This window comes from Chenggangzhangella methanolivorans (assembly GCF_019797865.1).
Taxonomy (GTDB): domain Bacteria; phylum Pseudomonadota; class Alphaproteobacteria; order Rhizobiales; family Methylopilaceae; genus Methylopila; species Methylopila methanolivorans.
The window spans coordinates 1,835,807-1,848,615 of the sequence record NZ_CP081869.1; the positions used below are offsets into that span (position 1 = coordinate 1,835,807).

13 protein-coding genes and 3 pseudogenes are annotated in these 12,809 nt (G+C 70.8%); 13 read left to right on the forward strand and 3 right to left on the reverse strand.

Annotated features, from left to right (window positions below; all coding sequences use genetic code 11):
- Positions 1–104: 104 nt before the first annotated feature.
- A pseudogene (locus K6K41_RS30340) lies at positions 105–269 on the forward strand (hypothetical protein); the annotation flags it as partial.
- A 148-nt stretch (positions 270–417) separates the two neighbouring features.
- Positions 418–975: pseudogene (locus K6K41_RS09595) on the forward strand (SGNH hydrolase domain-containing protein); the annotation flags it as partial.
- A gap of 9 nt (positions 976–984) precedes the next feature.
- On the opposite strand, the gene rsmD reads toward K6K41_RS09595, so the two are convergent.
- Both rsmD and K6K41_RS09605 read right to left on the reverse strand, forming a co-directional pair.
- Complete coding sequence (gene rsmD, locus K6K41_RS09600) at positions 985–1,545, reverse strand: 16S rRNA (guanine(966)-N(2))-methyltransferase RsmD (RefSeq protein WP_261404849.1); 561 nt, start codon at positions 1,543–1,545, stop codon at positions 985–987.
- On the reverse strand, positions 1,526–3,664 hold the full coding sequence (locus K6K41_RS09605) for a pseudouridine synthase (RefSeq protein ID WP_261404850.1): 2,139 nt from the start codon (positions 3,662–3,664) through the stop codon (positions 1,526–1,528). Before K6K41_RS09605 ends, rsmD begins: the two co-directional genes overlap by 20 nt.
- Before the next feature lie 31 nt (positions 3,665–3,695).
- Between K6K41_RS09605 and K6K41_RS09610 the strand changes: the two genes are divergently transcribed.
- The 4 genes from K6K41_RS09610 (at position 3,696) to K6K41_RS09625 (ending at position 5,153) form a co-directional block, all read left to right on the forward strand.
- The gene (locus tag K6K41_RS09610) at positions 3,696–4,181 is read left to right on the forward strand and encodes a nucleoside deaminase (RefSeq protein ID WP_261404851.1); all 486 of its coding nucleotides are present in this window, start codon (positions 3,696–3,698) and stop codon (positions 4,179–4,181) included.
- Positions 4,182–4,252: 71 nt separating this feature from the next.
- Positions 4,253–4,411 (forward strand): YqaE/Pmp3 family membrane protein, encoded by a 159-nt coding sequence (locus tag K6K41_RS09615; RefSeq protein ID WP_261404852.1) that lies wholly within the window; start codon positions 4,253–4,255, stop codon positions 4,409–4,411.
- Complete coding sequence (locus tag K6K41_RS09620; RefSeq protein WP_261404853.1) at positions 4,408–4,797, forward strand: DUF4112 domain-containing protein; 390 nt, start codon at positions 4,408–4,410, stop codon at positions 4,795–4,797. Before K6K41_RS09615 ends, K6K41_RS09620 begins: the two co-directional genes overlap by 4 nt.
- A 149-nt stretch (positions 4,798–4,946) precedes the next feature.
- A complete protein-coding gene (locus tag K6K41_RS09625; protein WP_261404854.1) occupies positions 4,947–5,153 on the forward strand; it encodes a hypothetical protein in 207 nt (68 codons plus the stop codon).
- A 66-nt stretch (positions 5,154–5,219) separates the two neighbouring features.
- On the opposite strand, the gene xseA is transcribed toward K6K41_RS09625, so the two are convergent.
- Positions 5,220–6,665: an exodeoxyribonuclease VII large subunit gene (gene xseA / locus K6K41_RS09630; RefSeq protein ID WP_261404855.1), complete on the reverse strand. Its 1,446-nt coding sequence runs from the start codon at positions 6,663–6,665 to the stop codon at positions 5,220–5,222.
- Between the two features lie 126 nt (positions 6,666–6,791).
- Here xseA and K6K41_RS09635 point away from each other — a divergent pair, with 126 nt between their 5' ends.
- From K6K41_RS09635 to modB, 7 genes and pseudogenes are all read left to right on the forward strand, one after another.
- Positions 6,792–7,151 (forward strand): plastocyanin/azurin family copper-binding protein, encoded by a 360-nt coding sequence (locus K6K41_RS09635; protein WP_261404856.1) that lies wholly within the window; start codon positions 6,792–6,794, stop codon positions 7,149–7,151.
- Between the two features lie 262 nt (positions 7,152–7,413).
- Positions 7,414–7,830 (forward strand): cupredoxin domain-containing protein, encoded by a 417-nt coding sequence (locus K6K41_RS09640; RefSeq protein WP_261404857.1) that lies wholly within the window; start codon positions 7,414–7,416, stop codon positions 7,828–7,830.
- A 79-nt stretch (positions 7,831–7,909) separates the two neighbouring features.
- Positions 7,910–9,181 (forward strand): phosphoribosylamine--glycine ligase, encoded by a 1,272-nt coding sequence (gene purD / locus K6K41_RS09645; RefSeq protein WP_261404858.1) that lies wholly within the window; start codon positions 7,910–7,912, stop codon positions 9,179–9,181.
- 246 nt (positions 9,182–9,427) lie between these two features.
- On the forward strand, positions 9,428–9,841 hold the full coding sequence (locus K6K41_RS09650; RefSeq protein ID WP_261404859.1) for a VOC family protein: 414 nt from the start codon (positions 9,428–9,430) through the stop codon (positions 9,839–9,841).
- Between the two features lie 208 nt (positions 9,842–10,049).
- Positions 10,050–10,824, forward strand: a pseudogene (locus K6K41_RS09655) (ferredoxin--NADP reductase).
- Between the two features lie 358 nt (positions 10,825–11,182).
- Positions 11,183–11,977: a molybdate ABC transporter substrate-binding protein gene (modA, locus tag K6K41_RS09660; protein ID WP_261404860.1), complete on the forward strand. Its 795-nt coding sequence runs from the start codon at positions 11,183–11,185 to the stop codon at positions 11,975–11,977.
- A 13-nt stretch (positions 11,978–11,990) separates the two neighbouring features.
- Positions 11,991–12,692, forward strand: a complete 702-nt coding sequence (gene modB, locus K6K41_RS09665) for a molybdate ABC transporter permease subunit (RefSeq protein ID WP_261405689.1) — start codon at positions 11,991–11,993, stop codon at positions 12,690–12,692.
- Positions 12,693–12,809 lie beyond the last annotated feature (117 nt).

Genomic DNA, 12,809 nt, shown 5'->3' on the forward strand with positions numbered 1-12,809 from the left:
CGGCCGCCGCCGTCACCGCGCTTTGCTGCGCGGTCGGCGGCGTCTTCGCGCACAGCGAGGGCCTGCCGGAGCGCCTCTCTCCGGAGGTGCGCGCGGTCTACGGCATGATCCCGCCGGACCGCAGCCACGACCACTGCTTCGTCGACACCCGGGGCCGCACCGGCCCGACGCCCGACGACATTCGCGCCGGCCGCCTCTGCTCGCTCGGCGCGCCGCCCGAGGAAGGCCGACCGCGCTTCCTCGTATGGGGCGACAGCCACGCGGCGGCGCTTGCGCCTGGCATCTTCAAGGCCGGCGACGAGGCGGGCCTGAAAGGCCTGTTCGTCGGCGCAGGCTCCTGCCCGCCGCTCGAGGACTTCCGCACGCTCACCGCCCGACGACACCAACCAGCGCTGCCACGAGGTCAACGACGCGGTCTTCGATCTCCTCGCCAAGGAGAAGATCCCGCTGGTGTTCATGGTGGCGCGCTGGCCGCGCGCGGCGCTCGGAAACGGGTTCGGGGACGAGGGCATGTTCTTCGACCCCAAGAAGGTCGCGCCTCCCGTGCCGGGCGAAGCCGCCAAGTTCGCCGCAGCGATGGACGAGACGCTGGCCAAACTGCGGAGCGTGGGGGTGCGGCCCGTCGTGGTGCTCGGCGTGCCGGAAGCCGGCTACATCGTGCCCTACGCGCTCGCAAAAGCCATGATGGCGGGGCGCAAGGTGGAGCTCTCGCCGTCGGCCGAGGTCGTCGAGCGCCGGGATGGGCTGGCGTCGAAGATCATCCGCGAGGCGGCGGCCCGCCGAGGCGCGGACGTGATCGAGCCGGACTCCTACTTCTGCGACGCCAAGAAATGCGACGTCGTGCGCGACGGCGTCCCGCTCTATCGCGACGCCGACCATGTGACGCCCGCCGTCTCGCTCGCGCTCGCGCCGCTCTATTCGGCCGTGATGGAGAGCGAGGTGGCGCAAGGCCGCCCCGACGCGCCGACCCGCTGACAGAAGCCGTCAGGCGGCCTTGAGGAAGCTCATCGCCGTATCGGCGTAAACGCGTCGTTCGATGAGATCGAGGCCGGCGGGAATCGTCGTTTCGGCCTCGCTCGCTTCTTCCCACACGACGAGCGCGCCCTGGGCGAGCCAGCCGCCCTCGCGCGCCGAAGCGAGCGCCTGTTCGCCGAGCGCCTTGCCGTAGGGCGGGTCGCAGAACACGAGATCGAACGGCCCCTGGGCGATCGCGGGCCCCAGCTTGGTGGCGTCGCGCCGAAAGATCTTGGTCTGGCCGCCGAGGCCGAGCGTCTCGACATTGGCGCGCAGGCACGCGCGCGCCTCCGCGCCCTCGTCCACGAACACGCAGATCTTCGCGCCGCGCGACATCGCTTCGAGCCCGAGCGCGCCGGTGCCGGCGAACAGGTCAAGCGTCCGCGCGCCCTCGCACGGGTCGCCATAGGCGTGGGCGAGCACGTTGAACACGGCCTCGCGCAGCCGGTCGCTGGTCGGGCGGATGGCGCGCGAGTCCGGGGCCGGGCCCTTCAGCGCGCGGCCCTTGAACTTACCGCCGACGATCCGCACCGCCCGGCCGTCCCTTTCCGCCGCCCTTCGGGGCCCCGCCGCCGGCCGCGGCCCCCTCGGGCCGCCGCTTCCGCCGCCCGGCTTCGGGCCGCGCGGGCCGCCGGACGGACGTCCGCCGCCGGGCCCGCCAGATCCTCCGCCCGGACGGCCGTCGCGCCTCGGGGGACGGGCGTCGCCTCGCGGCGGTCGGCCCTCGCCGCTCCGCGCCGGACGATCGCCGCGCGGGGGGCGATCGCCGAACGCCCGCTCGCCGCGGGGCTTGTCGCCGTCGCGCGGAGGCCGGTCGCCCTGCGGACGCGCAGCCCGGTCGCCCTGCGGGCGCGGGCCGCGGGGCCTGTCGCCCTCGGGCCGCGGACGCGGCGGGCGGTCGCCCCGGACGATCGCCTTCGGCGCGCGGCGGACGGTCGCCGAATTTACGGTCGCCGAACTTGCGATCGCCTTGGGGCCTGTCGCCGTCGCGCGGAGGCCGGTCGCCCTGCGGACGCGAAGGCCTGTCGCCCTGCGGGCGCTGGCCGCGAGGGCGATCGCCCTCGGGCCGCCCGCGCTGCGGGCGGTCTTCTCGCTGCGGACGGTCTCCGCGCGGCGGACGCGGCCCGGACGGGCGCTCGCGCGCGGCCTCTCCCGAAGAGTCGTCGCGCCAGCGCGGCGTCGAGACGCGCGGACGGTCCGAGGGCGCGCGGGCGGGACGCTCCGCGGCGTCTTCGCGCGGACGCCGCTCGAACGCGTCGCGCCGCGGGCGCTCGCCCTCCGGCGCGCGGCGCGGCCTGTCGCCGTCGCCCCGGCTGAAGCGCTCGCCTGCGTCGCGGCCGCGCGGCGGGCGCGCTTGAGCGCCGTCGGCGCCGCCGAACCCACGTCCGGGACGGTCGCCGGCGCCGCGCGCAAATCCCTTGCCGCCGGCCTTGCCCGGCCCCTTACGCTCTTCGCGCTCCGGCCGCGGCGGGCGACCGGCGGCTCCGAAACGCTCGGCCGCGCCGGCGTCCTTCTTGCGGAACCGCTTCGGCGCCGCCTCGGGATCGGTCCGCGTGACCCGCTCGACCTTGACCTGCCTGCCGCGGCGATCGGCCACCGGGGCCGCGCGCTTGGTCCGGGTCTCGGGCGCTTGCGCATCCCCCGCCGACGTCGGCGCGGCCATGTCGCGCGGCCGCGCGATCGAGGCGCGGCGGCCGACGCGCTGCGAGGGATCCATCACGCGCCGGCGCTCGGGCTGCGCGTCTTCCTGGGAACGGCCCGCGCTGCCGCGGCCGCCGGTCTTGCGCGGCGCGTCCTCGCCGGAGCCGAAGACGGGCGCGTCGAAGTCGCAGCCCGCCTCTTCGGTGAGCCGCTTGCCGAGCTGGTCGATCAGCGTGCGGGTGCGCACCTCCTCGACGGCGCCTTCGGGCAGCTCGCCGAGCTGGAAGGGACCGAAGGAGATGCGGATCAGCCGGTTGACCGCAAGGCCAAGATGCTCGGCGACGCGCTTGACCTCGCGGTTCTTGCCCTCGCGCAGGCCGAAACGCAGCCAGACGTTGTCCTTCTGCTGCCGCTCGATCTCGGCGTCGATCGCGCCGTAGGCGAAGCCGTCAATCTCGACGCCCTCCTTCAGCTTTCCGAGCGCGTTCGCGTCGGTCTTGCCGAAGGCGCGCACGCGGTATCGGCGCAGCCAGCCGGTGTCCGGCAGCTCGAGGACGCGCGCGAGGCCGCCGTCGTTGGTCAGCAGCAGCAGGCCTTCGGTGTTGATGTCGAGCCGGCCGACCGTCATCACGCGCGGCATGCTCTCGGGCAGGATCGAGAACACGGTCTCGCGCCCTTCCGGATCATGCGTCGTCGTCACGTAGCCGCGCGGCTTGTGATAGAGCCAGAGCCGCGTCCGTTCGCGCTCGGGCAGCGGACGGCCGTCGACCTCGACCCGGTCGCCCGGCTCGACATTGTGGTTGGGGCTCGCGATGGTTTCGCCGTTGACGGCGACGCGGCCCTGTTCGATCCAGGCCTCGGCCTCGCGGCGCGAACCTAGTCCTGCGCGCGCGATCGCCTTGGCGAGGCGCTCGCCGGGGCGGCGTCGGTTCTCCTCGGCGTTCGCCTGAGCGTCGTCGGGCGCCGCGTCCTCGGTCGGGGCGGCGGGTGTATCGTCGGATCCGGTCATGACGGAGCGCGAGTAGCATGGCGGGATCACGTTGACGAGCGCCGAGACGCACAAGGCTGACAGGACGCCGGAGATCGCGCTCGAGGAGGCCCGCGCGGCGGCCGCGCGGGGCGAGGCGCCCATCGGCGCAGTGGTGACGAAGGACGGCGCGCTGATCGCCGCGGCCGGCAACCGCACGCGCGAAATGAACGACCCGACCGCGCACGCCGAGGTGCTCGTCATCCGCATGGCGTGCGAGGCGCTCGGCCAGGAGCGGCTTGTCGGCTGCGACCTTCACGTCACGCTGGAGCCCTGCCCGATGTGCGCCGGCGCGATCTCGTTCGCGCGCATCCGGCGGCTTTATTTCGGCGCCGAGGACGCGAAGGGCGGCGCCGTCACGTCCGGCGTTCGCCTCTACGACCAGCCGACCTGCCATCACGCGCCGGAGGTCTATCCCGGCTTCCTGGAGCGCGACTCCGCCGAACTTTTGCGCGCCTTCTTCCGCGAGCGACGGGACGTCCCCATATCCGGGGCGTGAACGAAAGCCTTCGCACGACGTTCACCGCCGGAGACGGCGCATGACCCGCGCCCGAAGGAGGCCTTCGCCGAATGACCGTCGTTCAGATCCTGCTCGCGCTGTTCCTGCCGCCGGTGGCGGTGTTCACACGGGTCGGCCTTGGACTCCATTTCTGGCTCAACATCATCCTCACCATCTGCGGGCTCGTGCCCGGTCAGATCCACGCCATTTGGGTGCTCCTGAGACGATGAACGCCACAGCAAGCGGCTTCGCAGGCCGCCTCCACGTCGACGACCGCGAGGCGACGCTCCAGCATCTGGAGCGGATCGCCGACATGCTCGACTCGCGCTGGCGCATCCCCGGAACCGGCTGGCGCTTCGGCCTCGACGCCGTCGCCTCCGTGGTTCCGGTCGCCGGCAGCCTGTCGACCGCGCTGATCTCGGCCTACATGATCAAGCGCGCGCACGAGCTCGGCGCGTCCAGGGGGACGCTCGTCCAGATGGTCGGCAACGTCGCGTTCGACGCGGTGGTGGGCTCGATCCCCGTGGTCGGGCCCGTGTTCGACCTCGCCGTGAAGGCCAACCGCCGCAACGTGCGGCTGCTGCGCCGGCACCTCGGCGGGCATACCCGGTACTGAGACGGCCCTGACCGCCAACGAAACCGCGCCGCTGCGAACCGGGACGCCACGCGTCCCGGTTGCTTGTCGACATGTCCGCCCCGTGTTGTGATCAGTCGATCACTCAAGCGGTCGAACCGGTCGGCCGCGTGACCATCGGGGAGTTTCAGATGAAGCGCGAACTCACGGCCGAAGAGCTCGACCTTGTCGGCGGAGGCGTCAGCGACGACGCGATCTACGGCGCGGCGCTCGGTTTCGCGGTGGCGGGCGTCGGGGCGCTGCTCGCCGTGCCGTCGATGGGAACCAGCACCGCGCTCGTCGTTTGGGGCTCATCGATCGCCTCGTCGGCGATCGCCTACGAGGTCGCGACCCAGTAAGGGCGCAGCTCGCCCCGCTTCGAAGGCCCGCCCTCCGGCGGGCCTTTTTGTTTCGCGGATCGAACTCTAGCCGAACAGGTCGTCCTGACGGGGCGGCTCCGTCTTTTGCGCCTCCGCCTTGCGCTTCGCCGGGCGCTGAGGCGGCGGAGCGGCGCCGTCGGTCGCGACCGCCTGCGCCTCGCCGTCGGCGAAGACCAGCGAGAGCGGCTGTCCGGCGTCGATCTCGGACGCGCGGCGCACGAGCGAGCCGTCGACGCCGCGCACCAGCGCGTAGCCGCGATCGAGCACCCGCTCGTAGCTGAGGCTTTCGGCGAACTTCCACAGCCCGTCGAGCTCGGCGCGGCGCTTGTCAAGCAGCGCGCGGCGGGCGCGCTCGGCGCGGGTCGCCAGAGCGTCGACGCGCTCGCGCGCCGCGGAGATCCGGCCCCGCAGCGTCACCGGCGACAGCCGCGCGCCAGCCGCCGCAAGCCGCGCCCGGTGGCGGCCTGCGTTGGTGGCGAGCGCGGGCCCGAGCCGGGCCGCCGCATGATCGAGCCGTTGCCGGGGAATCTGGACCAGCGCCTCCAGCGTCGGCAGGGCGCGAGAGGCCGATCGCAGCTCCACCCGACGCGCCTCGAGGCCGCGCAGGATGCCGGACTTCAGCCGCGCGCCGCGATCGGCGGTCGTCGCGAGAAGATCGGCGCGCACCGGCACCGCCATTTCGGCGGCCGCTGTCGGGGTCGGGGCGCGGCGGTCGGAGGCGAAGTCGATCAGCGTCGTGTCGGTCTCGTGGCCGACCGCGGAGATCAGCGGGATCGCGCTTTCGAACGCCGCCCGGACCACGATCTCCTCGTTGAAGCTCCACAGGTCCTCGAGGCTGCCGCCGCCGCGGGCGACGATCAGCACGTCGGGCCGAGGGATCGCGCCGCCGGGCGCCAGCGCGTTGAAGCCGCGGATCGCGGCGGCGACCTCCTCGGCCGCGGTCTCGCCCTGCACGCGAACCGGCCAGACCAGCACACGACGCGGAAATCGCTCGGCGAGGCGGTGGAGGATGTCGCGGATGACCGCGCCGGTCGGCGAGGTGACGACGCCGACGACTTCGGGAAGAAACGGCAAGGGCCTCTTGCGCTCGTCGGCGAACAGGCCCTCGGCGCCGAGGCGGCGGCGGCGTTCCTCGAGCTGCGCCAGGAGCGCGCCGACGCCCGCCGGCTCCAGCGCGTCGACCACGATCTGGTAGGCGGACTTGCCGGGATAGGTGGTGAGGCGGCCCGTCGCCACCACCTCCATGCCCTCCTCGGGCCGGAACTTCAGCTTCGAAAACGTGCCGCGCCAGCAGACCGCGTCGATCTTCGCGCCCTCGTCCTTCAGCGCGAAATAGGCGTGGCCCGAGGAATGCGGACCGCGATAGCCGGAGATCTCGCCGCGGACCCGCACATAGCCGAACGTGTCCTCAACCGTGCGCTTGAGCGACTGCGAGAGCTCGGAGACCGAGAGTTCGGGCGCGTTCGAAAGCGCGGTCGGCGACGTCGTCATGGGCGCGATTCCTCGATCACGCGCGGGAACTTAGCGGCGCCGGGGCGCGGGCGCGAGCCCATGGGGGAACGCCTCGCCGTCAAAAACGTTGAAAACAGAGCAAAAACCTTCCGAAAGGAGGCTCAGATGCGCATGCCAGCTCTCGCGGCGCTCCTCGTCGCGGCCCCGATCGCCGCCCAGGCGTCGCCGATCGAGATCATGAAAGGCCCGCCGCCCGCCGACGCGCCTGAAGTCAAGATCGAGGCGACCCAGTTCTCGACGCCGGAGGTCAAGGTGAAGGTCGGCCAGGCGGTCAAATGGGTGAACGCCGACGGCGCGACCCACAACGTCCATTTCCGCCGCGGCCCAGCGAAAGGCGCGGCCAACGCGCAAGGGCGCACGCTCAACGTAGGCGACGCCTATGTGGTGAGGTTCGCCCAGAGCGGCACGTATGAGTATATCGACACACTGCACTCGACCATGAAGGGCAAGGTCGTGGTCGAGTAAATCCGCCGAATTTTATACCGATTCCAAGTTTCAGTTCGAAATCATTCGAACTCGAACATCATCACTTCTTCGATGGAGAGCCGGCGGACGCTTGTTCGCCGGGTTTTTCGTATATATCCGACGCTTGTCGGTTCGATCGGCCGACGAAACCTAGAGATCGGATCCGTCCCGTTCCCGCGGAGCGCCGCTCATGCGGCGGTCGAACGCCGTCGTGCGCCCGCGGAGCCTCTCGGCCGGACCTCATCAAGAACAAGGAAGCGCCATGAGCACCGCCGACGCCCTGCCCGCCCTCGACCGGCGCATGTTTCTCGCGACCGCCGGCCTCGCCGCGGCCGCCGTGGTCATCGCCCCGAAAACCGCCCTCGCCCAGGAGACCCCGCCCGCGGAAGTCGTCGAAGGAGCCGGAGGCAAGGAGCAGGTGACCATCCAGAACATGGCCTTCGGCACGCCCGAGGTGAAGGTCAAGGTCGGCGAGAGCATCACCTGGACCAACAAGGACGACGGCATGGCGCACAACGTCCACTTCCGCAACGGGCCGATGAAGGGCAAGCCGGGCGCCCAGGGCAAGATGCTGAACCTGAACGACACCTACACGGTGAAGTTCAACCAGGCCGGCGAGTACAGCTACATCTGCACCCCGCACCCGATGATGAAGGGCAAGGTCATCGTCGAGGCGTAATCGCCGGCCGCCGGTTTCGTCCGGCGCGGAACGTCGATAGAAGGGCCCCGTCTCATTCGAGCCAGGGGCCCTTTTTCATATGATCGTCCTTCTCCTCGGCTCGGGCGGCCGCGAACATGCGCTCGCCGCCTCGCTCAAGAAGAGCCCGAAGCTCACGAGGCTGATCGCCGCGCCCGGCAATCCGGGCATCGCGGCGCTGGCCGAATGCTTTCCGGTCCAGGTCGACGACATCGACGGCATCGTGACGCTGGCGAAACACGAGGGCGTCGACCTCGTGGTGGTCGGCCCAGAGGCGCCGCTCGTCGCAGGCGTCGTGGACCGGCTCGACGAGGCCGGCATCCCGGCGTTCGGCCCTACCGCGGCGGCGGCGCAGCTCGAAGGCTCCAAGGCCTTCACCAAGGAGCTCTGCGCCCGAGAGAACATCCCGACCGCCGGCTTCCGGCGCTGCCGGACGGCCGAAGAGGGCCGCGCAGCGGTGGCGGCCTTCGGCGCGCCGGTGGTGGTGAAGGCCGACGGTCTCGCGGCCGGCAAGGGCGTGGTGGTGGCCGAAACGATCGACGAGGCGAACGCCGCCGTCGACGCGATCTTCTCCGACGGCGCGGGCGGCGAAGCCGTGGTCGAGGAGTTCATGGCCGGCGAGGAGGCGAGCCTGTTCGCGCTCGTCGACGGAACCACCGCCGTCGTGCTCGGCGACGCGCAGGACCACAAGCGCGCCTATGACGGCGACAAGGGCCCGAACACCGGCGGCATGGGGGCCTACAGCCCTGCGCCCGTGCTGAGCCCCGCTTTGGCCGAGCAGGCCATGGCCGAGATCGTCCGCCCGACCGTCGCCGCCATGGCCAAAAACGGCCAGCCCTTCGTCGGCTTCCTCTACGCCGGGCTGATGATCGGCCCGGACGGCCCGCGGCTCGTCGAATACAATGTGCGCTTCGGCGACCCGGAGGCCGAGGTCGTGCTGCCGCGGCTCGAGGACGATCTGCTGGAGCTTCTCCAGAAGGCCGTCGACGGCAAGCTCGCGGGCGTCGCGCCGCGCTTCCGCGACGAGACCGCGCTCACCGTGGTGCTCGCGGCGAACGGCTATCCGGGCGCTTACGAGAAGGGGTCGGAGATCCGCGGCCTCGAGGCGGCGGAGGCGCGCGACGACGTTTCGGTGTTCCACGCCGGCACCCGACGCGACGGCGACCGGCTGCTTGCGAATGGCGGCCGGGTTCTGGCCGTCACCGCGCTCGGCGCGGACGCCGCGGAGGCGCAGATGAACGCCTACGCCGCCGTCGACCTGATCGACTGGCCCGACGGCTTTTGCCGCCGCGACATCGGCTGGCGCGCGGCCGCGCAGGCCGAGGAAGGCTGAGGACGAGACCTTCGCCTCTCGGACTCAGGAACCGCCGCCGTCGCCCCGGCCGAAGAGCCGGGATCCATGAACACGACGGCGCAGATTTTTCGCGGCGCTTTGTGGTTCTGGATCCCGGGTCGAACCCGGGATGACGGGCCGAGGGTCGGGCGTCCAACGGGCGCCGCGAATTTTTTACGCCCCTGTCGGGATCGTCACGCTCCGATCGTCCTTCGGATGACACATCCGCGTCGAAGGAGACCCGACATGAAGCTCGAGCCCTACCTGTTCTTCAACGGCCGCGCCGAAGAGGCGATCGTTTTCTACGAAACCCATCTCGGCGCGACGCGCGAAATGCTGTTGCGCTTCAACGAGAGCCCGGACCCGGCGCCGCCCGGCGTGGTCCCCGAGGGGTTCGAGAGCAAGGTGATGCACGCCTCGCTGATCGTCGGCGGCAGCCGGTTGCTGATCTCCGACGGCTGCGATCCGACCCCCGCCAGCTTCTCGGGCTTCTCGCTCGCGCTCAACGTCGACGGCGTCGCCGCCGCCGAACGCGCCTTCAACGCGCTCGCCGAGGGCGGCTCGGTGCTGATGCCGCTGGGCAAGACCTTCTTCGCGGCGAGCTTCGGCATGGTGACGGACCGCTTCGGCGTCAGCTGGAGCGTGATCGCGGAATGCTGAGGCAGAACTGCCCGCCGCGACCTGAGCCCCCAACCTCGCGCCCTGCAGCGCCGACAACGCGGCGTTGCAGGGAATGCGCTTGGAATACCGCCAGAAATGCCTTATATCGCGCCCGTCAGGTGAATTGAGATATATCCACCTCTTTAGATGTGATTTATCCCGACGCAGCGGCCCGCCGTTCCGTCGACCGAGCGGGACGACCTCGCGAATGAGCAAATATCTCGAAGAGCGCGTGACGCATGTGCATCACTGGACCGAGACGCTGTTCTCGTTCCGCACCACGCGCGATCCGTCGTTTCCGCTTCCGCAACGGCGAGTTCACCATGATCGGCATCGAGGTCGAGGGCCGCCCGCTGGTGCGCGCCTATTCGGTCGTCTCGGCGAACTACGACGAGGAGCTCGAGTTCTTCTCCATCAAGGTGCCGGACGGGCCGCTCACCTCGCGCCTCCAGCATCTGAACGTCGGCGACCCCATCCTCATCGGCCGGAAGCCGACTGGAACCCTCGTGCTCGACAACCTGCTTCCCGGCAGGAACCTCTACCTGCTCGGCACCGGCACCGGCCTCGCGCCATTCCTCTCCATCATCAAGGATCCGGAGACCTACGAGCGCTTCGAGAAGGTCGTGCTGGTGCACGGCTGCCGGCAGGTCAACGAGCTCGCTTATGGCGAGACCATCACCGAGACGCTGCCCAGGGACGAGCTTCTGGGCGAGATGATCTCGGGCGGCCTGGTCTACTATCCGACCGTGACCCGCGAGCCGTTCCGCAACCGCGGCCGCATCACCGACCTGATGACGAGCGGAAAGCTGTTCGAGGACGTCGGCCTGCCGAACATGTCGATCGAGAACGACCGCTTCATGCTGTGCGGCTCGCCCGACATGATCCGCGACACCCGCCAACTCCTCGTCGACGGCGGCTACGAGGAAGGAAACCACGGCGAACAAGGCCACTTCGTCATCGAAAAGGCCTTCGTCGAGAAGTGAGGCGCCGGGACTGCGGCGCTAACGCCGCGCCCGACCTGTCTCGGGCCTAGCGTCGTCATGCCCCGGCCTGTCCGGGGCGTCCGCTTTTCCGGGGAGCTCGGCGGACGATGATCCGGCGTGGATCCCCCGGACGAGCCGGGGGACGACGAGCGCGTCGCGTTTGACGTCTCGTCTCCTCAAATCCCTTGCATCCCACCTTGCCCGCAGGCCTGCGCTCGGGCATTTTCCGCGGCGTTCCTCCGCCGCTGACGGCGGTCATCCGCTCGTCGCCGATCTCGACGCCTCGATGGAGGCCGGGCGCGACGTCCAGCCGACAAAAGCCGCGGGGCCGACTCGCGGCGCGGAGACGTATCGCGCCATGTCCTTCACTCGCAGATTGTTCACGAGCATCGCCGTCGCCGGCGCGCTCGCCCTTTCCCCGCTCGCCGCTGTCGCGCAGGACGCCAAGGCCCCCGTGGTCGTCTTCGCCGCCGCCTCGCTGAAGAACGCCCTCGACCAGATCGCCAAGGACTGGACCAAGGAGTCCGGCGTCGAGGTGAAGTCGAGCTACGCCGCCTCCTCCGCGCTCGCCAAGCAGATCGAGCAGGCGGCCCCCGCCGATCTCTTCATCTCGGCCGACGTGCCGTGGATGGACTATGTCGCGCAGAAGGATCTGATCGACCCGGCCTCCCGCTCCGACCTCCTGGGCAACAAGCTGGTGCTCGTCGCCGCGACCGACTGGTCGAAGGGCGACGTCGACCTGAAGCCCGGCGTCGACATCGCGGGCCTTCTCGGCGACGGTCGCCTGGCCATGGGCGAAGTCGCCTCGGTGCCGGCCGGCAAATACGGCAAAGCCGCTCTCGAGAAGCTCGGCGTGTGGACACAAGTCTCGGCCAAGGTCGCGGGCGCAGAAAACGTGCGCGCGGCGCTGGCTCTCGTCTCGCGCGGCGAGGCCCCGCTCGGCGTCGTGTACAAGACGGATGCGGCCGCCGACAAAGGCGTGAAGATCGTCGGCACTTTCCCGGCCGACAGCCACCCGGCGATCGTCTACCCGGCGGCCAAGCTCAAGAGCGCCACGAGCGCGAGCGCCGACGCCTTCCTGAAGTATCTCTCCTCGGCCAAGGCCAAGGCGGTGTTCGAGGCAGCCGGCTTCACCGTGCTCGCCGGGAACTGATCCGCTGGAAGCGATCGCCGCAACGCTGGGCCTCGAGCCGGACGACCTCGTGGCCGTCCGGCTCAGCCTCGTGGTCGCGAGCATCGGCACGCTCGCAAGCCTGCCCTTCGCGGTGGTGATCGCCTTCGCGCTCGCGCGCGGGAAATTCTGGGGCAAGACGCTGCTCGACGGGCTGGTGCACCTTCCCTTGGTGATGCCGCCCGTCGTCACCGGCTACCTGCTGCTGATCGCCTTCGGCCGGCAGGGGATCTTCGGCAAGCCGCTGCTCGACTGCTGCGGCCTCTCCTTCTCGTTCAAGTGGACGGGCGCGGCGCTCGCGGCGGGCGTGATGGGCTTTCCGCTCATGGTGCGGGCCATCCGCCTGTCGATCGAGGCCGTGGACCGGCGCCTCGAACAGGCGGCCTCAACGCTCGGCGCGGGGCGCATCGGCGTGTTCCTCGCCGTGACGCTGCCCCTGAGCCTGCCCGGCGTTCTGGCGGGGCTGGTGCTGGCCTTCGCCAAGGCGCTCGGCGAGTTCGGCGCCACCATCACCTTCGTGTCGAACATTCCGGGCGAGACCCGCACGCTTCCGGCCGCGATCTATACGCTGACCCAGACGCCGGGCGGCGACGAGGCGGCGGGACGGCTGGTGCTGGTCGCGATCGCGCTCTCGCTTGCGGCGCTGGTGGCGTCCGAGATCCTCGCCCGCCGGCTCTCGACGCGGATCTCGGGATGAGGGCAGTTCGACTGAAATGTGCGCCCTTCCCCCCTCCCCCTTGCGGGGAGGGGTCGGGGGTGGGGGTGGCTCCGGAAAGGGCGACGCCCGCGACGTCGCTCGACGCGCAACGTTGGC